The organism is Candidatus Leptovillus gracilis (genome assembly GCA_016716065.1).
Classification (GTDB): domain Bacteria; phylum Chloroflexota; class Anaerolineae; order Promineifilales; family Promineifilaceae; genus Leptovillus; species Leptovillus gracilis.
This window is the reverse complement of sequence record JADJXA010000004.1, coordinates 33,397-47,398: the sequence shown is the minus strand read 5'-3', so window position 1 is coordinate 47,398 and position 14,002 is coordinate 33,397. Positions and strand designations below refer to the sequence as shown.

General features: G+C 56.4%; 16 protein-coding genes. 2 read left to right on the top strand and 14 right to left on the bottom strand.

Annotated elements, in window-relative coordinates; genetic code table 11:
* Positions 1–686: 686 nt before the first annotated feature.
* The 3 genes from IPM39_12995 to IPM39_12985 form a co-directional block, all read right to left on the bottom strand.
* Positions 687–1,784, bottom strand: a complete 1,098-nt coding sequence (locus tag IPM39_12995; GenBank protein MBK8986972.1) for a hypothetical protein — start codon at positions 1,782–1,784, stop codon at positions 687–689.
* A 470-nt stretch (positions 1,785–2,254) separates the two neighbouring features.
* On the bottom strand, positions 2,255–4,978 hold the full coding sequence (locus tag IPM39_12990; protein ID MBK8986971.1) for a transglycosylase domain-containing protein: 2,724 nt from the start codon (positions 4,976–4,978) through the stop codon (positions 2,255–2,257).
* Positions 4,948–5,094, bottom strand: a complete 147-nt coding sequence (locus IPM39_12985) for a hypothetical protein (GenBank protein ID MBK8986970.1) — start codon at positions 5,092–5,094, stop codon at positions 4,948–4,950. The genes IPM39_12990 and IPM39_12985 overlap by 31 nt, the downstream gene beginning before the upstream one ends.
* Positions 5,095–5,493: 399 nt before the next feature.
* Between IPM39_12985 and IPM39_12980 the strand changes: the two genes are divergently transcribed.
* Together IPM39_12980 and IPM39_12975 are read left to right on the top strand one after the other, a co-directional pair.
* Positions 5,494–6,105 (top strand): beta-lactamase family protein, encoded by a 612-nt coding sequence (locus IPM39_12980; protein MBK8986969.1) that lies wholly within the window; start codon positions 5,494–5,496, stop codon positions 6,103–6,105.
* Positions 6,065–6,436: a serine hydrolase gene (locus tag IPM39_12975; protein MBK8986968.1), complete on the top strand. Its 372-nt coding sequence runs from the start codon at positions 6,065–6,067 to the stop codon at positions 6,434–6,436. The genes IPM39_12980 and IPM39_12975 overlap by 41 nt, the downstream gene beginning before the upstream one ends.
* Positions 6,437–6,500: 64 nt before the next feature.
* Here IPM39_12975 and IPM39_12970 read toward each other — a convergent pair whose 3' ends face one another.
* The 11 genes from IPM39_12970 to coaD form a co-directional block, all read right to left on the bottom strand.
* On the bottom strand, positions 6,501–6,977 hold the full coding sequence (locus tag IPM39_12970; GenBank protein MBK8986967.1) for a hypothetical protein: 477 nt from the start codon (positions 6,975–6,977) through the stop codon (positions 6,501–6,503).
* A 30-nt stretch (positions 6,978–7,007) separates the two neighbouring features.
* Positions 7,008–7,448, bottom strand: a complete 441-nt coding sequence (nusB, locus tag IPM39_12965) for a transcription antitermination factor NusB (GenBank protein MBK8986966.1) — start codon at positions 7,446–7,448, stop codon at positions 7,008–7,010.
* A gap of 41 nt (positions 7,449–7,489) precedes the next feature.
* Positions 7,490–7,843 (bottom strand): Asp23/Gls24 family envelope stress response protein, encoded by a 354-nt coding sequence (locus tag IPM39_12960; protein MBK8986965.1) that lies wholly within the window; start codon positions 7,841–7,843, stop codon positions 7,490–7,492.
* A gap of 105 nt (positions 7,844–7,948) precedes the next feature.
* Complete coding sequence (gene fabG, locus IPM39_12955) at positions 7,949–8,695, bottom strand: 3-oxoacyl-[acyl-carrier-protein] reductase (GenBank protein ID MBK8986964.1); 747 nt, start codon at positions 8,693–8,695, stop codon at positions 7,949–7,951.
* Between the two features lie 299 nt (positions 8,696–8,994).
* Positions 8,995–9,672, bottom strand: a complete 678-nt coding sequence (locus tag IPM39_12950; protein ID MBK8986963.1) for a CPBP family intramembrane metalloprotease — start codon at positions 9,670–9,672, stop codon at positions 8,995–8,997.
* A 373-nt stretch (positions 9,673–10,045) separates the two neighbouring features.
* Entirely contained in the window at positions 10,046–10,606 is a 561-nt protein-coding gene (locus tag IPM39_12945; protein ID MBK8986962.1) for a YdeI/OmpD-associated family protein, read from the bottom strand.
* A gap of 159 nt (positions 10,607–10,765) precedes the next feature.
* Positions 10,766–11,221 carry a hypothetical protein gene (locus IPM39_12940; protein ID MBK8986961.1) on the bottom strand — a complete coding sequence of 152 codons (456 nt, stop codon included), beginning with the start codon at positions 11,219–11,221 and terminating at the stop codon, positions 10,766–10,768.
* Positions 11,222–11,485: 264 nt separating this feature from the next.
* Positions 11,486–12,343 carry an ACP S-malonyltransferase gene (gene fabD, locus IPM39_12935; protein ID MBK8986960.1) on the bottom strand — a complete coding sequence of 286 codons (858 nt, stop codon included), beginning with the start codon at positions 12,341–12,343 and terminating at the stop codon, positions 11,486–11,488.
* A gap of 143 nt (positions 12,344–12,486) precedes the next feature.
* A complete protein-coding gene (gene rpmF / locus IPM39_12930; protein ID MBK8986959.1) occupies positions 12,487–12,672 on the bottom strand; it encodes a 50S ribosomal protein L32 in 186 nt (61 codons plus the stop codon).
* A 149-nt stretch (positions 12,673–12,821) separates the two neighbouring features.
* Entirely contained in the window at positions 12,822–13,304 is a 483-nt protein-coding gene (locus IPM39_12925; protein MBK8986958.1) for a hypothetical protein, read from the bottom strand.
* An 88-nt stretch (positions 13,305–13,392) separates the two neighbouring features.
* Complete coding sequence (gene coaD / locus IPM39_12920) at positions 13,393–13,935, bottom strand: pantetheine-phosphate adenylyltransferase (protein MBK8986957.1); 543 nt, start codon at positions 13,933–13,935, stop codon at positions 13,393–13,395.
* Positions 13,936–14,002 lie beyond the last annotated feature (67 nt).

Sequence of the window (14,002 nt, the reverse complement as noted above, 5' to 3'; positions counted from 1 at the left end):
ACATCTTCATCGCCATCTCCTAAAGTTTGCGGTAAGTGTTGAAAAATGATCAACTGTTATCTCTGCCGCATACACAACGGCCGTTCCCACCACCATCGCCAACAACAACAGCATAAACACCCAATACTTCTGTGTTTTTCCACTTTTCTTCATCTTACATACTCCTTTTCTGTTTTGTAGTAGGTTCGTCTCCCCGCTCGCGGCTGTTTGCTCACCCGCCAGGTCAGACGCTCCCCTGATAATTTTTTTGTGGCGGCAGGCTGCCCACGCTGCTTTGCATGTTCAACAATTGCCACTACCCGGTTGGCAAACCAACCATCAAACCAGGCAACTGCCAAACTATTCCAGAGAATCGGGTGCTTCCGCCTTGTCCACTTGTTAGCAAGTATACGGCCGTGCAAAACAGAGTTCGTTGAGATTTGGTTACAACAACCTGGGAGCGGGGGGGGGTAATTTGTACTATGGACAGTGAGGGGGTGACAGGGTGGCAATTCCAATTATGGGCATGGTTCATTTTATGGTAGGGGCAGGTTCATCATTGGAACTGCCGGTGACAGGGTGACAACGATGACAGGGACAGGGGAAAGAAAAAAGTTCAACTTCTTGCCAGAAGTTGAACTTTTAGGGTCACTGACTACTGATTACTGAACACTGAACACTGAACACTGCCAAACGCTCCCCCAGGTCTACAAGCGCTGGCGGCGGGTAACCAGGAGGCCGGTGATGCCGCTAAACAGCACCAGGGCCAGGGTCACAGCGACGGCCGGCAAGGCCATGGGGTTGTTGGCGGTGATGGTGGCAAGGGAAACGGCCGTTGGCGTTTCATTTTTCAGCGTAAAACCACCCATCAACCACAAAAAGCTCGCGCCTGTCGGCTCAAATCCTTCCACAGACTCTGTTTGCAAGCAGACATAAGTGGAACCGGCGGGAATCACCACCCCCATTTGGCGGTACGTGTCCCAGGAACGGCCGTCGGCCGAAGTGAAAGGGTCTTGTATCGCTACGCTGCCCGGCGCGCCTACAACTTGTGTCGGCACAGTCCCACTGCCGACGATGTAATGCAGCCGATTGGGCCGGTCTTCGGCGATAGAATCGGCCGAGCCACCGACAAACACATAAAAGTCCATCACCCGCGGCGACGTGAGGTTGGCTTCAAATGTCATGCAGTTAACCGACGATGGGCTGTCGCGCGGCTCATCAAAACCAAACCAGACAGAATCTAACCCATCTTTCAGCACAATGGTGCGCGTGTTCAACGTGGGATCCTCATAAACCACCACGATGCCAAAGCCATACGCCAGGGCGCTGTCAATGGGGCCGCTAACGGTGTAATCGGACATGGTATACGTGTGCGTCCCAAGCTGCGCCAGGCTGGTGATGTCGCGCACAAACACATGGTGGTAAAACGGATTCAGATACCAAAACGAAGGGCCATAAATATGATCGGCTGTCAGCGATTGCGGCGCATTGGCGTTTACCTGGAACGTAATTTCATTGTCGCCAACTTCGTCCACGCCGGTTCCGGCCCAATAGAGATAAGCGGCCTCGATGCGGGTTCCCGGTACAGTCATAGTCAGGCTGTTAATGCCGGTGGCTACCAGCCCCGCACCGCCGACAACCGTGCCATATTGGCCGGTTACCGTTAAACGTTCAAGAAGGGGGCCGTCTATACCCGCCTGGGCGCTGGCGCGCGAAGTTGTCAGACTCAATAACAAAACCAACAGCGCAGCCATCGCGAGCGGGGAATAACGCTTTAATTTGCCCCAGACATTTTTTGTACTCATGAATTGTTTCTCCTTCATTTCAGGGAATGGATGACGAAATAAGGTTCTTGGGGAATTTGCGGCGGAGTGGAGGTGCAGCCGTAATCCGTATTCGGTGGGCTTCATCTCTGGCGAATGCCAATGGGACGGTATACAGCTAATGCCTCTGCTCCGACCTGGATATGGGTGCGTTGTCGAAAATTCCTGTAAAACCTGGGATAAAATAGTGCCTTGCGGTGGGCGAAGCTCAATTTTTGCCATTACCAACAGTTGAGCTTCTTGACCGCAGAAAGTGTGTGGCTGCCTTCTTTCTGCGCGCTGAACGGACAAAACCATTGCGGGGGAACTGCCAGACGCACCCACAACCTATGCGTCTTCGTCTGCGTTTTTGTTTACAGACCCTATTGTATGGTACTGAGGTACTACTAACTATATTCTATTTTACGTTCTTAAGAGATTACTTACCAAAAGGTTGGGATTTGGTTGAGGATTCAGGAGCCAATCACAATGGGGACCAGATGCGGTTCGCCGGCCAAACTGCCGTCGGCGCGGTAGAGAGAGAGGCGCAGGGTGTAATCGCCAGGGGGAAAGGCGTCGGCCTGGAGTTGGGCCAGGGTGCCGTTGGTGACGGCGCGGTCTTGGGGGGTGGGGTTCACGGCCGTCCAGCCGCCCGCTGCCCCACTGCTAATTTCCACCAGATACGTCTGGCCGGAATCCAACACGGCCGTGCCATGCACCATCACCAACCCACGCACCGTCGAACCGGCCGAGGGGGCCAGGATGTAATAATTGCCGCTGGCCGGGGCGGCTACCGGCGCGCCCGATGAACTGTTGATACGGCCGTCGTCCGTCGGCGCGGCCGCGCCGCTGCCGGCGGCGCTGGCATAACCCAGCGGGCAGACGGTGGCCGGGGCGATGCGATAGCCCGCGCCCTGCGCCCACAGCCGGGCGCGTACCTCGTCTGGATAGTGGGGCGGCGGCGGCAAATAGAGCCGCGCCGCGCTGTCGGAGGCGCGGGCGCTGTTGACCACGCATTCGGTCGGGCGCGGCGCTTTTGTGCCGTCGGCCAGGTCGGAGAGGGTGACTTTTTGCGCGTCTTCGACCCGCAGCGGCTGCGTTACCAGCGTCCAGGCCCCCGGATTGGCCGAAGCGTTGGTGTTGTATTGGATGCTGGCGATGCCGTGCTGCGGCGCGCCCACCAGAAACAAGTCCACCCGCGAGGCGGTACAGCGCGTTCCGCCGGTTCCCTGCGGCAGGCATACCTGTTTGGCTTCCAGCCCGGCCGGTTGGGTGAAGGCGGTGGGTGGATAACGGCCGTCTACCAGCAAACTGCCCATCATGCCCTCGTCGGCGTAAATGGCCTGCATGATGCGGTTCCAGACCACCGCCGAACTGCGTAAACCGGGCAAATCACGCATGGGACGGCCGTCGGAATTGCCCAGCCAGACGCCCACCACCACGCCCGGCGTGTAGCCCACCGCCCAGGCGTCGCGGAAATCGGTCGTCGTGCCCGTTTTGACGGCCGCCGGGAAGGGCAGTTCCAGGGCGTTGCCCCCGCCCATGGCTGGCAGCCGCGCTTTGTCGTCGTCCAAAATATCGCTGATGATGTAGGCGATGCGCGGGTCCAGGGCCTTCACCGGCGGCGTGCGGTCCCGTTGGGCGTCGTAGACCACATTGCCCCGGCTGTCAGTGATGCGCAGGATGCTGGTGAGGCGTGGTTTTTGCCCCATGTTCGCCAGGGTGGCGTAGGCGTGGGTCAGTTCCAGCAAGGGCACTTCGCCGCCGCCCAGAGTGATAGCCAGGCCATAATAGCTGGGGTCTTCGCGGAACGATTCGATGCCCATCGAACGGGCGGTGGCGATAAACGTGGGCAAGCCTACGTCGCGCAGCAGTTGGATGGGCGGGATGTTGTAGCTGTTGGCCAGGGCGTCGCGGAAGAGCACGGGGCCGCGGTAACGGCCGTCGTAATTCACCGGCGTCATCATCTGCCCGCCACCCAAATCCAGCTTGATGGGCACATCCCAAAGTACGTCGGCGGTGGTCCAGCCCCGCGCCAGCGCCGCGGCATAGGTGATGGGCTTGATGGCGCTGCCCGGCTGCCGCGGCCGCAGCGACACGTTCACCTGCCCGGCGATGGCCTCGTTAAAATAGTCCAGGCTGCCCACCATCGCCAAAATTTCGCCGGTGGCCGGTTTAAGCGCCACCACCGCGCCGTTGCCGACGTCGTGGGCGGCGTTGGCGGCCACGCCCTCGCGCGCCGCCTGCTCGGCCAGTTTGTGCAGGTCCAAATCCAGGCTGGTGGTCACCTGCCAACCGCCTTTGATCAGGGCGTCGGCCCCATAACGCTGTTCCAATTCGTTTTGGGCGTATAAGACAAAATGGGGCGCTTCCAGCACTGCCTCGGCTGCCTGCTCTTGCACTGGAATCAATGGCGCCAGCGTCAGCGGCGCGCCTTTGCCGACTTCGGCGTCTATATAGCTGATATAGCCTTCATCGAGCATTAAATCGAGGATAAACGCCTGCCGCGCTTTGGCTCCTTCCCAATTGCTGTATGGGTCTAGTTCGTAGGGCGACTGCGGCAGCCCGGCCAGGAAAGCGGCTTCGGCCAGAGTCAGGTCTGCGGCCGCTTTGCCAAAATAGGTCTGGGCGGCGGCTTCGATGCCGTAGGCCAGGTTGCCATAGTAGATTTCGTTGAGGTACATCTGGATGATGGCCTCTTTGCTGCGCTGTTGGGTGAGGATGAAGGCCAGGAACATCTCGCGTAGTTTGCGCTGGTAACTGACGGCGATGCGCTCTTCGTAGGTGAAGGCGATGTGGCGTACAAGCTGTTGGGTGATGGTGCTGGCGCCCACAGGACGGCCGTCTGGGTTGCGATAGTTGCGTACCAGGGCGGCGACGTTGGCGGCCACATCTACGCCGGGATTGGTCCAGAAGGTATCGTCTTCGGCGGCCACGGTGGCCTGGATGATGACACGCGGAATTTCGCTGTAGGTCAGCCAGCGCCGCTTTTCGGTGGTGGTCAGCTCAAACAGCAAATTGCCGTTGCGGTCGTAAAAGCGGGGCGTGCCCCCGGCCCCGGAACCCCGGTAAGTGGTCACCTGTTCGATGGCCCCGGCCAGCTGCTGATTGAGGAAAATATAGCCGCCAATCCCAGCGACGACCGCCAACAGCAGCGCCAACAAACTCAACTGCACCAGCCAGATGAGCAGGCGCACACAGCCGCGCGGTTTTTTTTGTCCGGCGGTTGGCCCTTCTTGTCCGGCGGTGGTGTAGACGGCCGCTGCCGGTACTTTTCCAGATACTCCAATTGGTAACCGCTACCTTTACTCATAGCCCGTATGGTAAGCAAATTGGCGAATTGGTCAAGGAAGAAGGATTTTGGGATTTGTGGGCATGGTCATTGACGGATCTTCTTTACATTTACGCATGGTCTGCAGCGGACTCATCGGACCAACTATCAACTAACTGGACGTTGGGATGCTTCGGATGCTTCGGCGGCCTCGACAGGCTCCCAGCACCGCCTTGTTGAATTTATAACCATTCCTCAAATAACCATGCGATTTGGATTTGGGTTCACGGCTAATGGTTACATTTACAAAACAGGCACTAACGCCGACATAACTCTCCTACTTTGCTCTACTGGTTGGCGTGGCTGCCAGCAGCAACGCGCGGCTTACGACGCCATCAATGCCCAACAAGCCTCGTTTGCCCGGGCCGGTGGGCGCTGTACGTGGAAGGGCCGGGCGTAGGCAAGCAGCTATTCGCCGCCGGGCTGGCCGACGTGGAGAGCGGTCAGGCTATGCGCAGCGACGCCCTCTTCCGCATCGGGCCGCTGACGCAGCCCTTCACCAGTACGCTGATCATGCAGCTTATCGAAGAAGGGGCCGTGTCGCTGGACGACACGCTGGATAAATGGCTGCCGGCGGAGATGCTGGCGCAGTTGGGCAACGGCCGTGCCGCCACCATCGGCCAGCTCCTCACCATGCGCAGCGGCATCCCCGATTACGCCCAAAACCCAGACTTCCAGGCCGCCTACGCCGCCAACCCCGCCTATGCCTGGACGCCGGCGGAGGTAGTGGCCTACGCCGATGGCCCCGCCGAATTTGCCCCCGGCGCGGGTTTCGCCCTTTCCAACACCAACTACGTTTTGCTGCAAATGGTCGCCGAGGCCATCACCGGCGAAACATTGGCCTACAGCGTTCGCGAACGCTTTCTCTACCGCCTGGACCTGGATGAGACGTATCTGGAGCGGGCCGAAGACCTGCCGGAAGGTCACGTACCCGGCTACCAGGGGAACAGCCGTGTCCTTGACGCCCACGAAGGCAAGGGGCTGGGACGATGACGGGCTGGTCTCTACGGCCGTAGACCTGGCGAAATTTGTCCCGGCGCTGGCCGGCCGCCAACTCTCCGGGGCCAACGCCGGTTTCACCCACCTGACCACCGACATGGATAACGGCGTGGGTTACGGGCCAGGTGTCATGCAGCGAGAAACGCCCTGGGGCACACTGTGGGGTTACGAAGGCAGCACCACTGGTTTTTCCGGCAGCATGTGGTATTTGCCAGACAGCAAGATCACGATCATCGCCCTGGCGAACCAACAGGCGGCTGCTCCGGCGCTGACCAAGTTGGTGGATGATGTGTTGGCGCTGGTGGCGCTGGTGGCCGGGGAATGAGCGGGTGAAGGGGTGACAGGGTGACAGGTAACGGACAACGGATAACGGACAACGGACAACCGGCTTAGCGGCGAGCGGGGTTGAGGCGGGAGATGCCGGCGGTGACGGCTTTGTAGCCGAAGAGGAATTGGTCGCGCTGTAAGGCGTCGGGGTCTATCCAGGTGGGGGTGGCGTCTGGTTCCAGGGTTTCGTTGAGGTAAATGGCGGCGGTAAACGGCCGTGACACCGCATAATACATGGCCGCAATCCGCCAGGCACGGCCGTCTAACCAGCGATATTGGTCTTCCAGCAGCAGCAGCGGCCCCAAATTCGGCGTAATAGCCGCCAGACGACGAAAGTAATGCCGAATAGCCTGCGTTGGAACCTGATGGAAAGTCAGAATACAACCGGGCGGCGCATATAGCTGAGTGGATTTCTGGGAAAGCAGCAGGAGGCGGTCGTTTTCAACAAAAATGCCATAAACGGCCGAGGCAAAAGCAAGCGAATCGGCGGCAGCCAGGTGGATCAGCCCATCATTGTCAAAACAGTGAACGCTGCTCATGGCTAAATGGCGCAACGCTGCCGGGCTACACTACTCCGGCACGGCCAGCAGCAGTTCCTGACGCAGCGCGGGAATTTTATCGGCCAATGTACCTAAAACGCCATTGATAAAACGAGGGGCGCTGTCTGAGCCATAGGTTTTCGCCAGCTCTACCGCCTCGTTAATGGCTACCTTCACCGGCGTTTCCCCATCAATCAAAAATTCAAAGATGGCGATGCGCAAAATATTGCGATCAATCACCGCCATCTGGTCCAGCGGCCATTCCGGGGCATAGCGGGAGATAAGTATATCCATCTCTTCCAGATGGGTGATGGTTCCCTGCACCAGGTGCGAAGCAAAGTCCACGCCCGCTTTTTCCATCGGTTGATCCTCTAACCGTTGTTGCAGAATCACGCCCGGCGGATGGCTGGCTATATCATATTCGTAAAGAGTCTCAAGGGTTACGCGGCGCGCGCGTCGTCTTGTTTTCATAGGCGGGTGAGAAAAACTGCCAAGCGCCCGGACAACAGTCTTTACTCCTGAGCATAAATGACGTCCTCAACGTGGACGTTAATCGCTTCTACCGGAATGCCGACCATCGTGTCAACCGCTTCCAGGACAGCCGCCTGTATCCTGCGGCTGGCTTCCATGATGTTAACCTGCGGGTCCATTATAACGTAAATATCAATTTTTACCTGATTTTGCTCGCCAATCTCCAGCAAAATGCCATCTTGCTTCACTTCGCGGCGAAACAGGCGGGCCACGTCTGGCGGAATAGGGGCCATTTTGGTGACGCCATCCACCCGCATCGCCGCATATTGGGCGATGGTAGCCAACACGCCTGGCGCAACTTCAATGCGCCCTAAACTTTCTTTTACTTCGCTCATCGTTTCACACGCCGTATTCGTATTGAACCCTAAGTGATCATCTAATAATTACATGGTCCAGATTGGGCCAATCTTGGAGATTGGGCCAATCTTCCGAATGATACCTTACATGGCAACGCCGCCATCCACATTGATCACCTGGCCGGTGATGTAGGCCGCTTTGTCGGAGGCCAGAAAGGTTGCCAGGTAAGCCACTTCCGGCAAATTGCCCCAACGGCCGAGGGGGATAAATTCCAATGATTTCTCTTTCAGGTCGTCCGGCAGCACGGTGGTTAAGGCCGTGGGGAAAAAGCCGGGGGCGATGGCGTTGACAGTGATGCCACGTGGCCCTAATTCTTTGGCGAGCGATTTGGTGAAGCCGATGACGCCAGCTTTGGAAGCGGCGTAATTGGCCTGCCCGGCCTGCCCAATCAAGCCAACGACCGAAGAGATGTTGATGATACGCCCGCCTTGTTTGCGCCGCAGCATGGGGCGCGTCACGGCTTTGCAGCAATTAAACACACTTTTCAGGTTGGTGTCCAGCACCAGGTCCCAATCTTCTTCTTTCATCATGGGCAGCAGCATGTCGCGGGTGGTACCGGCGTTGTTGACCAGGATGTCTATTTGCCCATAGGCGTCCAGGGCGGCTTTGATGAGGTCTTGGGCGGCCTGGAAATCGGACACATCGGCGGGCACGGCTGTTGCTTGTCCCCCCTGCGCCTGAATCGCGGCCACCACTGCGTCGGCTGCCGCCGCGCTGGCGTTGTAGTTGACGACCACCTTCGCGCCGTTGGCCGCTAAATCTTCGGCAATGGCCCGGCCAATGCCACGCGACGCGCCGGTAACAATGGCAACTTTATTGGCTAATGACACTATCTACCTCCCGTGTAAATCGAACGCCCGGTTCAGGCGCGCTGGCGCTGTCGTCCAAAGCCTCAACCGCAGCCAAGACGCAAGCCCTCCGAGGACTCGCGCCAGTATTGGCCGGAACCAATGTTAGAGGCATCCCACCTGACGCTGGCTTTGTTTCCAGAGTAAATTTGTTAAGACCTGCGCCGAAGCCGACTGACTTGGGCGGATAGGGCAGTTGCTGTTGCCCAAAAGTTTGCGAGCAAACGGCCGTTCGCCAGCCCAACTGCCCGCCATTCCCGAAAACTTCAACAACCAAAACCTCACAGCACTCCCAGAAATGCTAATACAAGGGCAATCGAGTTTGAAAAGCCATGTGTCAGAATAGGCATCCATAAGTTGCGCCGCCACATCAAGTATAATCCACCAAACACCAACCCAGAAACACCCGTGTCAATTACCCCGACGATACCTTGGTAGAAGTGTATGATGCCAAAGATAAAGGATGAAATCAGTAACGCTAATCCCCACCCTAACATATTTTGACCGGTAACATCAGAGATTCGATTTAAGAGATAGCCGCGGTACACAAATTCCTCGCCAAACGCAGCCAATATCCATACGGTGATCAGTCCAACCAATAACATGACAGGATTACCCTCTATCTGCTCTAGCAGCGACAGATCGATTGTTTCTCCAGTTAGTCGTGTTGCTATAGGGATCATTACCAAGAGAGAAAATAGTTGGAAGATGACAGCGGAAATCAGTGCAACAATCGCGGTTTGGCGAATATCTGAGGGGCGGCTCCATCCGACATCCCTCCAACGTAGGCCTCGTAGACGTAATGACAGCCAACCTATAAGAAAAAGATAGGGGGTATTTGATACAGGAAGAGAAATCCGATCTGTATAGTCAAACCAGAAAAATGCCCCTAGAAGAGCAAGTTCGATGATCAACGACGCAGACCTGAAACGATCCTTAGAACTGTTAATGGATGTCATGATATTATCTCCCAGCACAAATTGATATATTGCTGTATCACGCCCGCCGTTTTAGTGGCATAAGCTGAAAACCTGAATGCAGTTTTGTCGGCTTGATGCCTATGTTGGGTGGGCTTTGTTGGCTTTGGGATAGCGAATGATGGGTAATCCCGGCTTCAGCCGCCGTGCTGTGCAATGCCTTGAAGTATCACTCTGCAAGGGGGGGGTGGCTGGAAGTTTTGTTGGGCGACTGCCGTCTTACAACTGCCTACGATTGCCTGAAAGAGCGCACGGCCGTTTTCCACCGCACATCTTTCCCTTTCCACCAGCATACCCGAATCCAGCCTCCTCAACCGCGCCAAGACTTGCAACCCATTGTTACACGGTTCTACATTCATCCAAGTCGTCCTCCATCATTCCAATTGCCAAACACCTGGTTGGCTGAAGTTCGCTTCACAAAGTTTCGCAGTCGGCGTTCGAATTCACCAGGGTTCTTGCGCATCTCTTCGATATAGCCAATGCGCACCCGTCGGTACAGGTCGGGAAATGCAAGGAAGCTAGACCAGGCGCCAGGTTCTGCCTTGAGTGCATCCACAATATCCGCAGCTACTACAGACCGCGTTTCCAGATCAGGAAGCGTTGCCCGGCCAGAGTCAGTCATTAGCCCGAGCCGAATTAAGCGGCGAGCGCGCTCCTTGTTTAGTTCTGTCCAATTACTGCGTTGTTTGCGGGGTGTAAACCGCTGAGCACGTTCATTTGGGGAGAACCGTTTCTGGATGCTGTCGATCCAGCCAAAACAGATCGCCTCCTCCACAGCATCCAGATAAGACACCGCAGTCTCTTCAGGACGATCATCGAATAACAGCCAAATCTCAGCGGCTATTGCATGGTGTTCTTCAAGCCAGACGCGCCAGGCAACTCTGTCCTTTGGTTTGACGGTTGTAGTAACCTGCATTTACAGTTATCCTGTCTGCCGCCTAACGCCCCCATCAGGTGCGCTGGCGCGATTCACCAATGAATGAATCGTAGCCAAAACGCCAGCCTTCCGAGGCATCGCGCCAGCGTCACCTGGATGGGTTGTTAGGACGCTTGTATGGACTTTAAGCAGTCCTGATCAATCGTTTTTGACCTGTGTCAATAAATCAGCATCAATTAAATCTTGTGGACGACCAGAGGCACGCTTAGCAGTAATAAGGTCCTGGCGAGAGATAAACGCTACGAGAAGATCTTCAAACTTCACTTCGACCCTCCTTTCCCAGGCTTCCGCAAATTTCAAACCTGGTATTCCCATTAACACATCTACTCGTACTGGAGGGACGCCCATCTGATAAAAATATCCTTCTTCAGCAAAATCCGATTCTGTTAACCCTTCCAGTGGAGCGCCAAACTCGCGGAGCGATTTATACACTGCTGCGGCATTTTCTATGTCAGTGCTTATCCACAAATCGAGGTCTTTAGTAAAACGAGGTTCAGCATGCTGAATGACTGCATAGCCGCCAATGACCAGATACTTAACCCCGTTGTCTTTGAAAAGACTCAAGAGATCGCTGAAGTCGGAGTTGACGAACATCTAAACCTTTAACTTTGACATAATGAACGATTAGTTCCCAAGACGCATTAAAACGAGCTTCTGAAGACTGTGCTTGCCAAAAGTCCAGATCAAAACTGCGATCTAGCTCGTTAATTTTCCCTCTGCGCTCAAAAAAATCAGTTTGTATCATAACTGAATTATAGCACTTTCGGTGTGGCGATCACCTTGCTGGCTTTCAAAACGAGTAATGATGAGAAGATGCCGTCCTAACTTTCAGTTCGAGGCATGTAAGTGGAAATCGCGTTACGGAGCATCGGCCTTGACGCGCTTTGTTTGTCGGTCAATCCGTTTCATCAGGCTCAGCAGCACGTCGCCCGGTCCCACCTCAACCACCGTGTCTACACCGTGGGAAAGCAGGTAATTCATGGAATCGGTCCACAAAACGGAGGCGGTTAGCTGCGCCTTGAGTTCGGCGCGAATGTCTTCTGGGGTCAGGAGGGGCTGGGCGGTCACGTTGCCGATGATGGGGATTTGTGGGGGGGAGATGGGGGTATGGTCAACGGCCGTTGCAAAATCTGCCGCCGCCGAAGCCATCAGCGGTGAATGGGCGGCAATGGTGATGGGCAAGATGACAGTTTTGCGCGCCCCGGCGGACTGGGCCAGGGTAACGGCCGTTGCCAGCGCCGCCGCATCCCCAGAAATGACAATCTGACCGGGGCAGTTGTCGTTGGCTACCTGCACCGGACGGCCGTGCTGCTGCGCCGCCTGGACGCACACATCGGCCACCACCGGCAAATCCAACCCCAACACGGCCGCCATCCCCCCCGGTTCCTGCTGGCCGGCGGCCTGCATCAGTTCGGCGCGCCGCCGCACCAACGCCAACCCATCAACAAACGTCAGGCTGCCGGCAGCCGCCAACGCCGAAAGTTCCCCCAAACTATGGCCCACCACAAAGTCTGGCGCGGCCATGCCCTGCGCTTGCAGCGCGGCAAACAGCGCCAGACTGGTGGTAAACAGCGCTGGCTGCTGGTTTAGCGTATCTGTCAGCGCCTCCTCTGGCCCAACAAAACAGAGCGTGGACAAGGAAAAGCCCAACAGCGCGTCGGCCTGTTCATACACCGCACGCGCTTCCGGCGTTTGCTCTACCAGCGTTTGCCCCATCCCTACATATTGGGAACCCTGTCCGGGAAAAAAGGAAGGCACTGCTCATAGGATTGTTATGGAAAAAGATTCCGTGCCTGGCGACGCGGAATAACGGGATGTACAAAAAAGGCCGCACTAAGACGGCCTCTTTCAGGACGGCTCTACTCTTCCGCCGCAGTCAGGATTTGGCGGCCCCGATAGGTGCCACAATCCGGGCACATGTGGTGGGAACGTTTCATCGCCCCGCACTTCGAGCAGCGAACCAGGTGAAATGGTTGAATAAAATCGTGTGCACGCCGACGGTCACGCCGGGCTTTGGAAATTCTGCGCTTCGGTACAGCACCCATTGGTCATCCTCTCTCAACGAATTTGGGCGTTTACTGCCCAGACAAAAAATAAGCGGCGATTTGGGCCGCGACTGGCAATTATAGCCGCCGGTCAATGGCTGTCAAGACAGGTTTAGAGAAAAACCTTGGAGAAAGTGGCGGATAATCGGTTAATCGGCGGGAGTGGTTAACGGCCGTTCGCCCGCATCCTGCTCCACTTGCACTTTCCGCATCCCATTCCGCACCACCGCCAGGGAACGCAGCAAGTCTTCCTCCAGCCTGGTCAGAACCTCCACCACATACACATCGGCGTCCTGGCGCAGCGCTTCGGAATCGCGGCGCGAACGTTCCAGGATGTTTTCGGCCCGCTGTTGGGCGGCAGACATAATGGCGTCGCGCTTGACCAATTCGGCCGCTTCCTGCCGGGCCAGGTCACGAATACGTTCAGCCTCTTCATGGGCCTGGGCCAGGATGCGGTCTTTTTCTGCTTCAACCCGATTGGCGCGTTTTACTTCTTCAGGGATGGCGACGCGCATTTGGTCAATGATGCCGTAAATTCGGTCTTCGTTTACCAGCAAATAGGCGCTCAACGGCAAATGGGCGCTGGTATTCAGCGCTTCTTCTAATCTATCAACCAAATGTTGTATGTCCATGATGACCTCGCCCTCGGTTTTTGCTCACAATCCAACCTTCTCAAGGGGTATTATAATGTCTAGTCCCCTGGTAGCACAACAAAACAGCTTAATCACGCAGCGGCGGCATCTGGCGCAGGCTGTGCGATTCGTCCATGGCCTGGAAGCGTTGGTACAACATATCGGCCACGTTGGGCGGAACCATGCTGCGCACATCACCGCCCAGCGACGCGATTTCGCGCACGGTGGTACTGCTGAGAAAGGTGTGTTCCTCGCGGGTGATCAGGTTCACGGTTTCCAGGTTGGGGGCCATGCGCCGGTTTGCCAGGGCAAACCGAAACTCAAACTCGAAGTCGGAAAATACGCGCAGACCGCGCACGATCACCGGGATGCCCAATTCACGCGCCAGGTCCACCGTCAGGCCGCTGAAGGGAACAGTGGTGATATTGTGATCAAGGCCGTTCATCACTTCCAGCGCGTCTTCGATCATTTTACGGCGTTCGTCCACCGAAAAGAGGACGGATTTAGACGGCCGTTTATGTTCATACACGCCCACGACTAACTCGTCAAAAATCAAACCGGCCCGCTGCATCAGGTCCAGATGACCATAATGCACCGGGTCGAATGTACCGGGATATAGTGCGCGTCTTATCAAGCGATGCTCCTTTGTGTGGGTGATCAGTAGTCAGTGTTCAGTGTTCAGTATTCAGTTTACGACG

Coding starts and splice junctions, on each gene's coding strand:
- IPM39_12945 (MBK8986962.1), bottom strand. CDS start 10,606: ATGCAGGTTACTACAACCGTCAAACCAAAGGACAGAGTTGCCTGGCGC.
- IPM39_12950 (MBK8986963.1), bottom strand. CDS start 9,672: ATGACATCCATTAACAGTTCTAAGGATCGTTTCAGGTCTGCGTCGTTG.
- IPM39_12960 (MBK8986965.1), bottom strand. CDS start 7,843: ATGAGCGAAGTAAAAGAAAGTTTAGGGCGCATTGAAGTTGCGCCAGGC.
- IPM39_12995 (MBK8986972.1), bottom strand. CDS start 1,784: ATGAGTACAAAAAATGTCTGGGGCAAATTAAAGCGTTATTCCCCGCTC.
- fabD (MBK8986960.1), bottom strand. CDS start 12,343: ATGGGGCAAACGCTGGTAGAGCAAACGCCGGAAGCGCGTGCGGTGTAT.
- IPM39_12970 (MBK8986967.1), bottom strand. CDS start 6,977: ATGAGCAGCGTTCACTGTTTTGACAATGATGGGCTGATCCACCTGGCT.
- IPM39_12985 (MBK8986970.1), bottom strand. CDS start 5,094: ATGAGTAAAGGTAGCGGTTACCAATTGGAGTATCTGGAAAAGTACCGG.
- nusB (MBK8986966.1), bottom strand. CDS start 7,448: ATGAAAACAAGACGACGCGCGCGCCGCGTAACCCTTGAGACTCTTTAC.
- IPM39_12940 (MBK8986961.1), bottom strand. CDS start 11,221: ATGTTCGTCAACTCCGACTTCAGCGATCTCTTGAGTCTTTTCAAAGAC.
- IPM39_12925 (MBK8986958.1), bottom strand. CDS start 13,304: ATGGACATACAACATTTGGTTGATAGATTAGAAGAAGCGCTGAATACC.
- rpmF (MBK8986959.1), bottom strand. CDS start 12,672: ATGGGTGCTGTACCGAAGCGCAGAATTTCCAAAGCCCGGCGTGACCGT.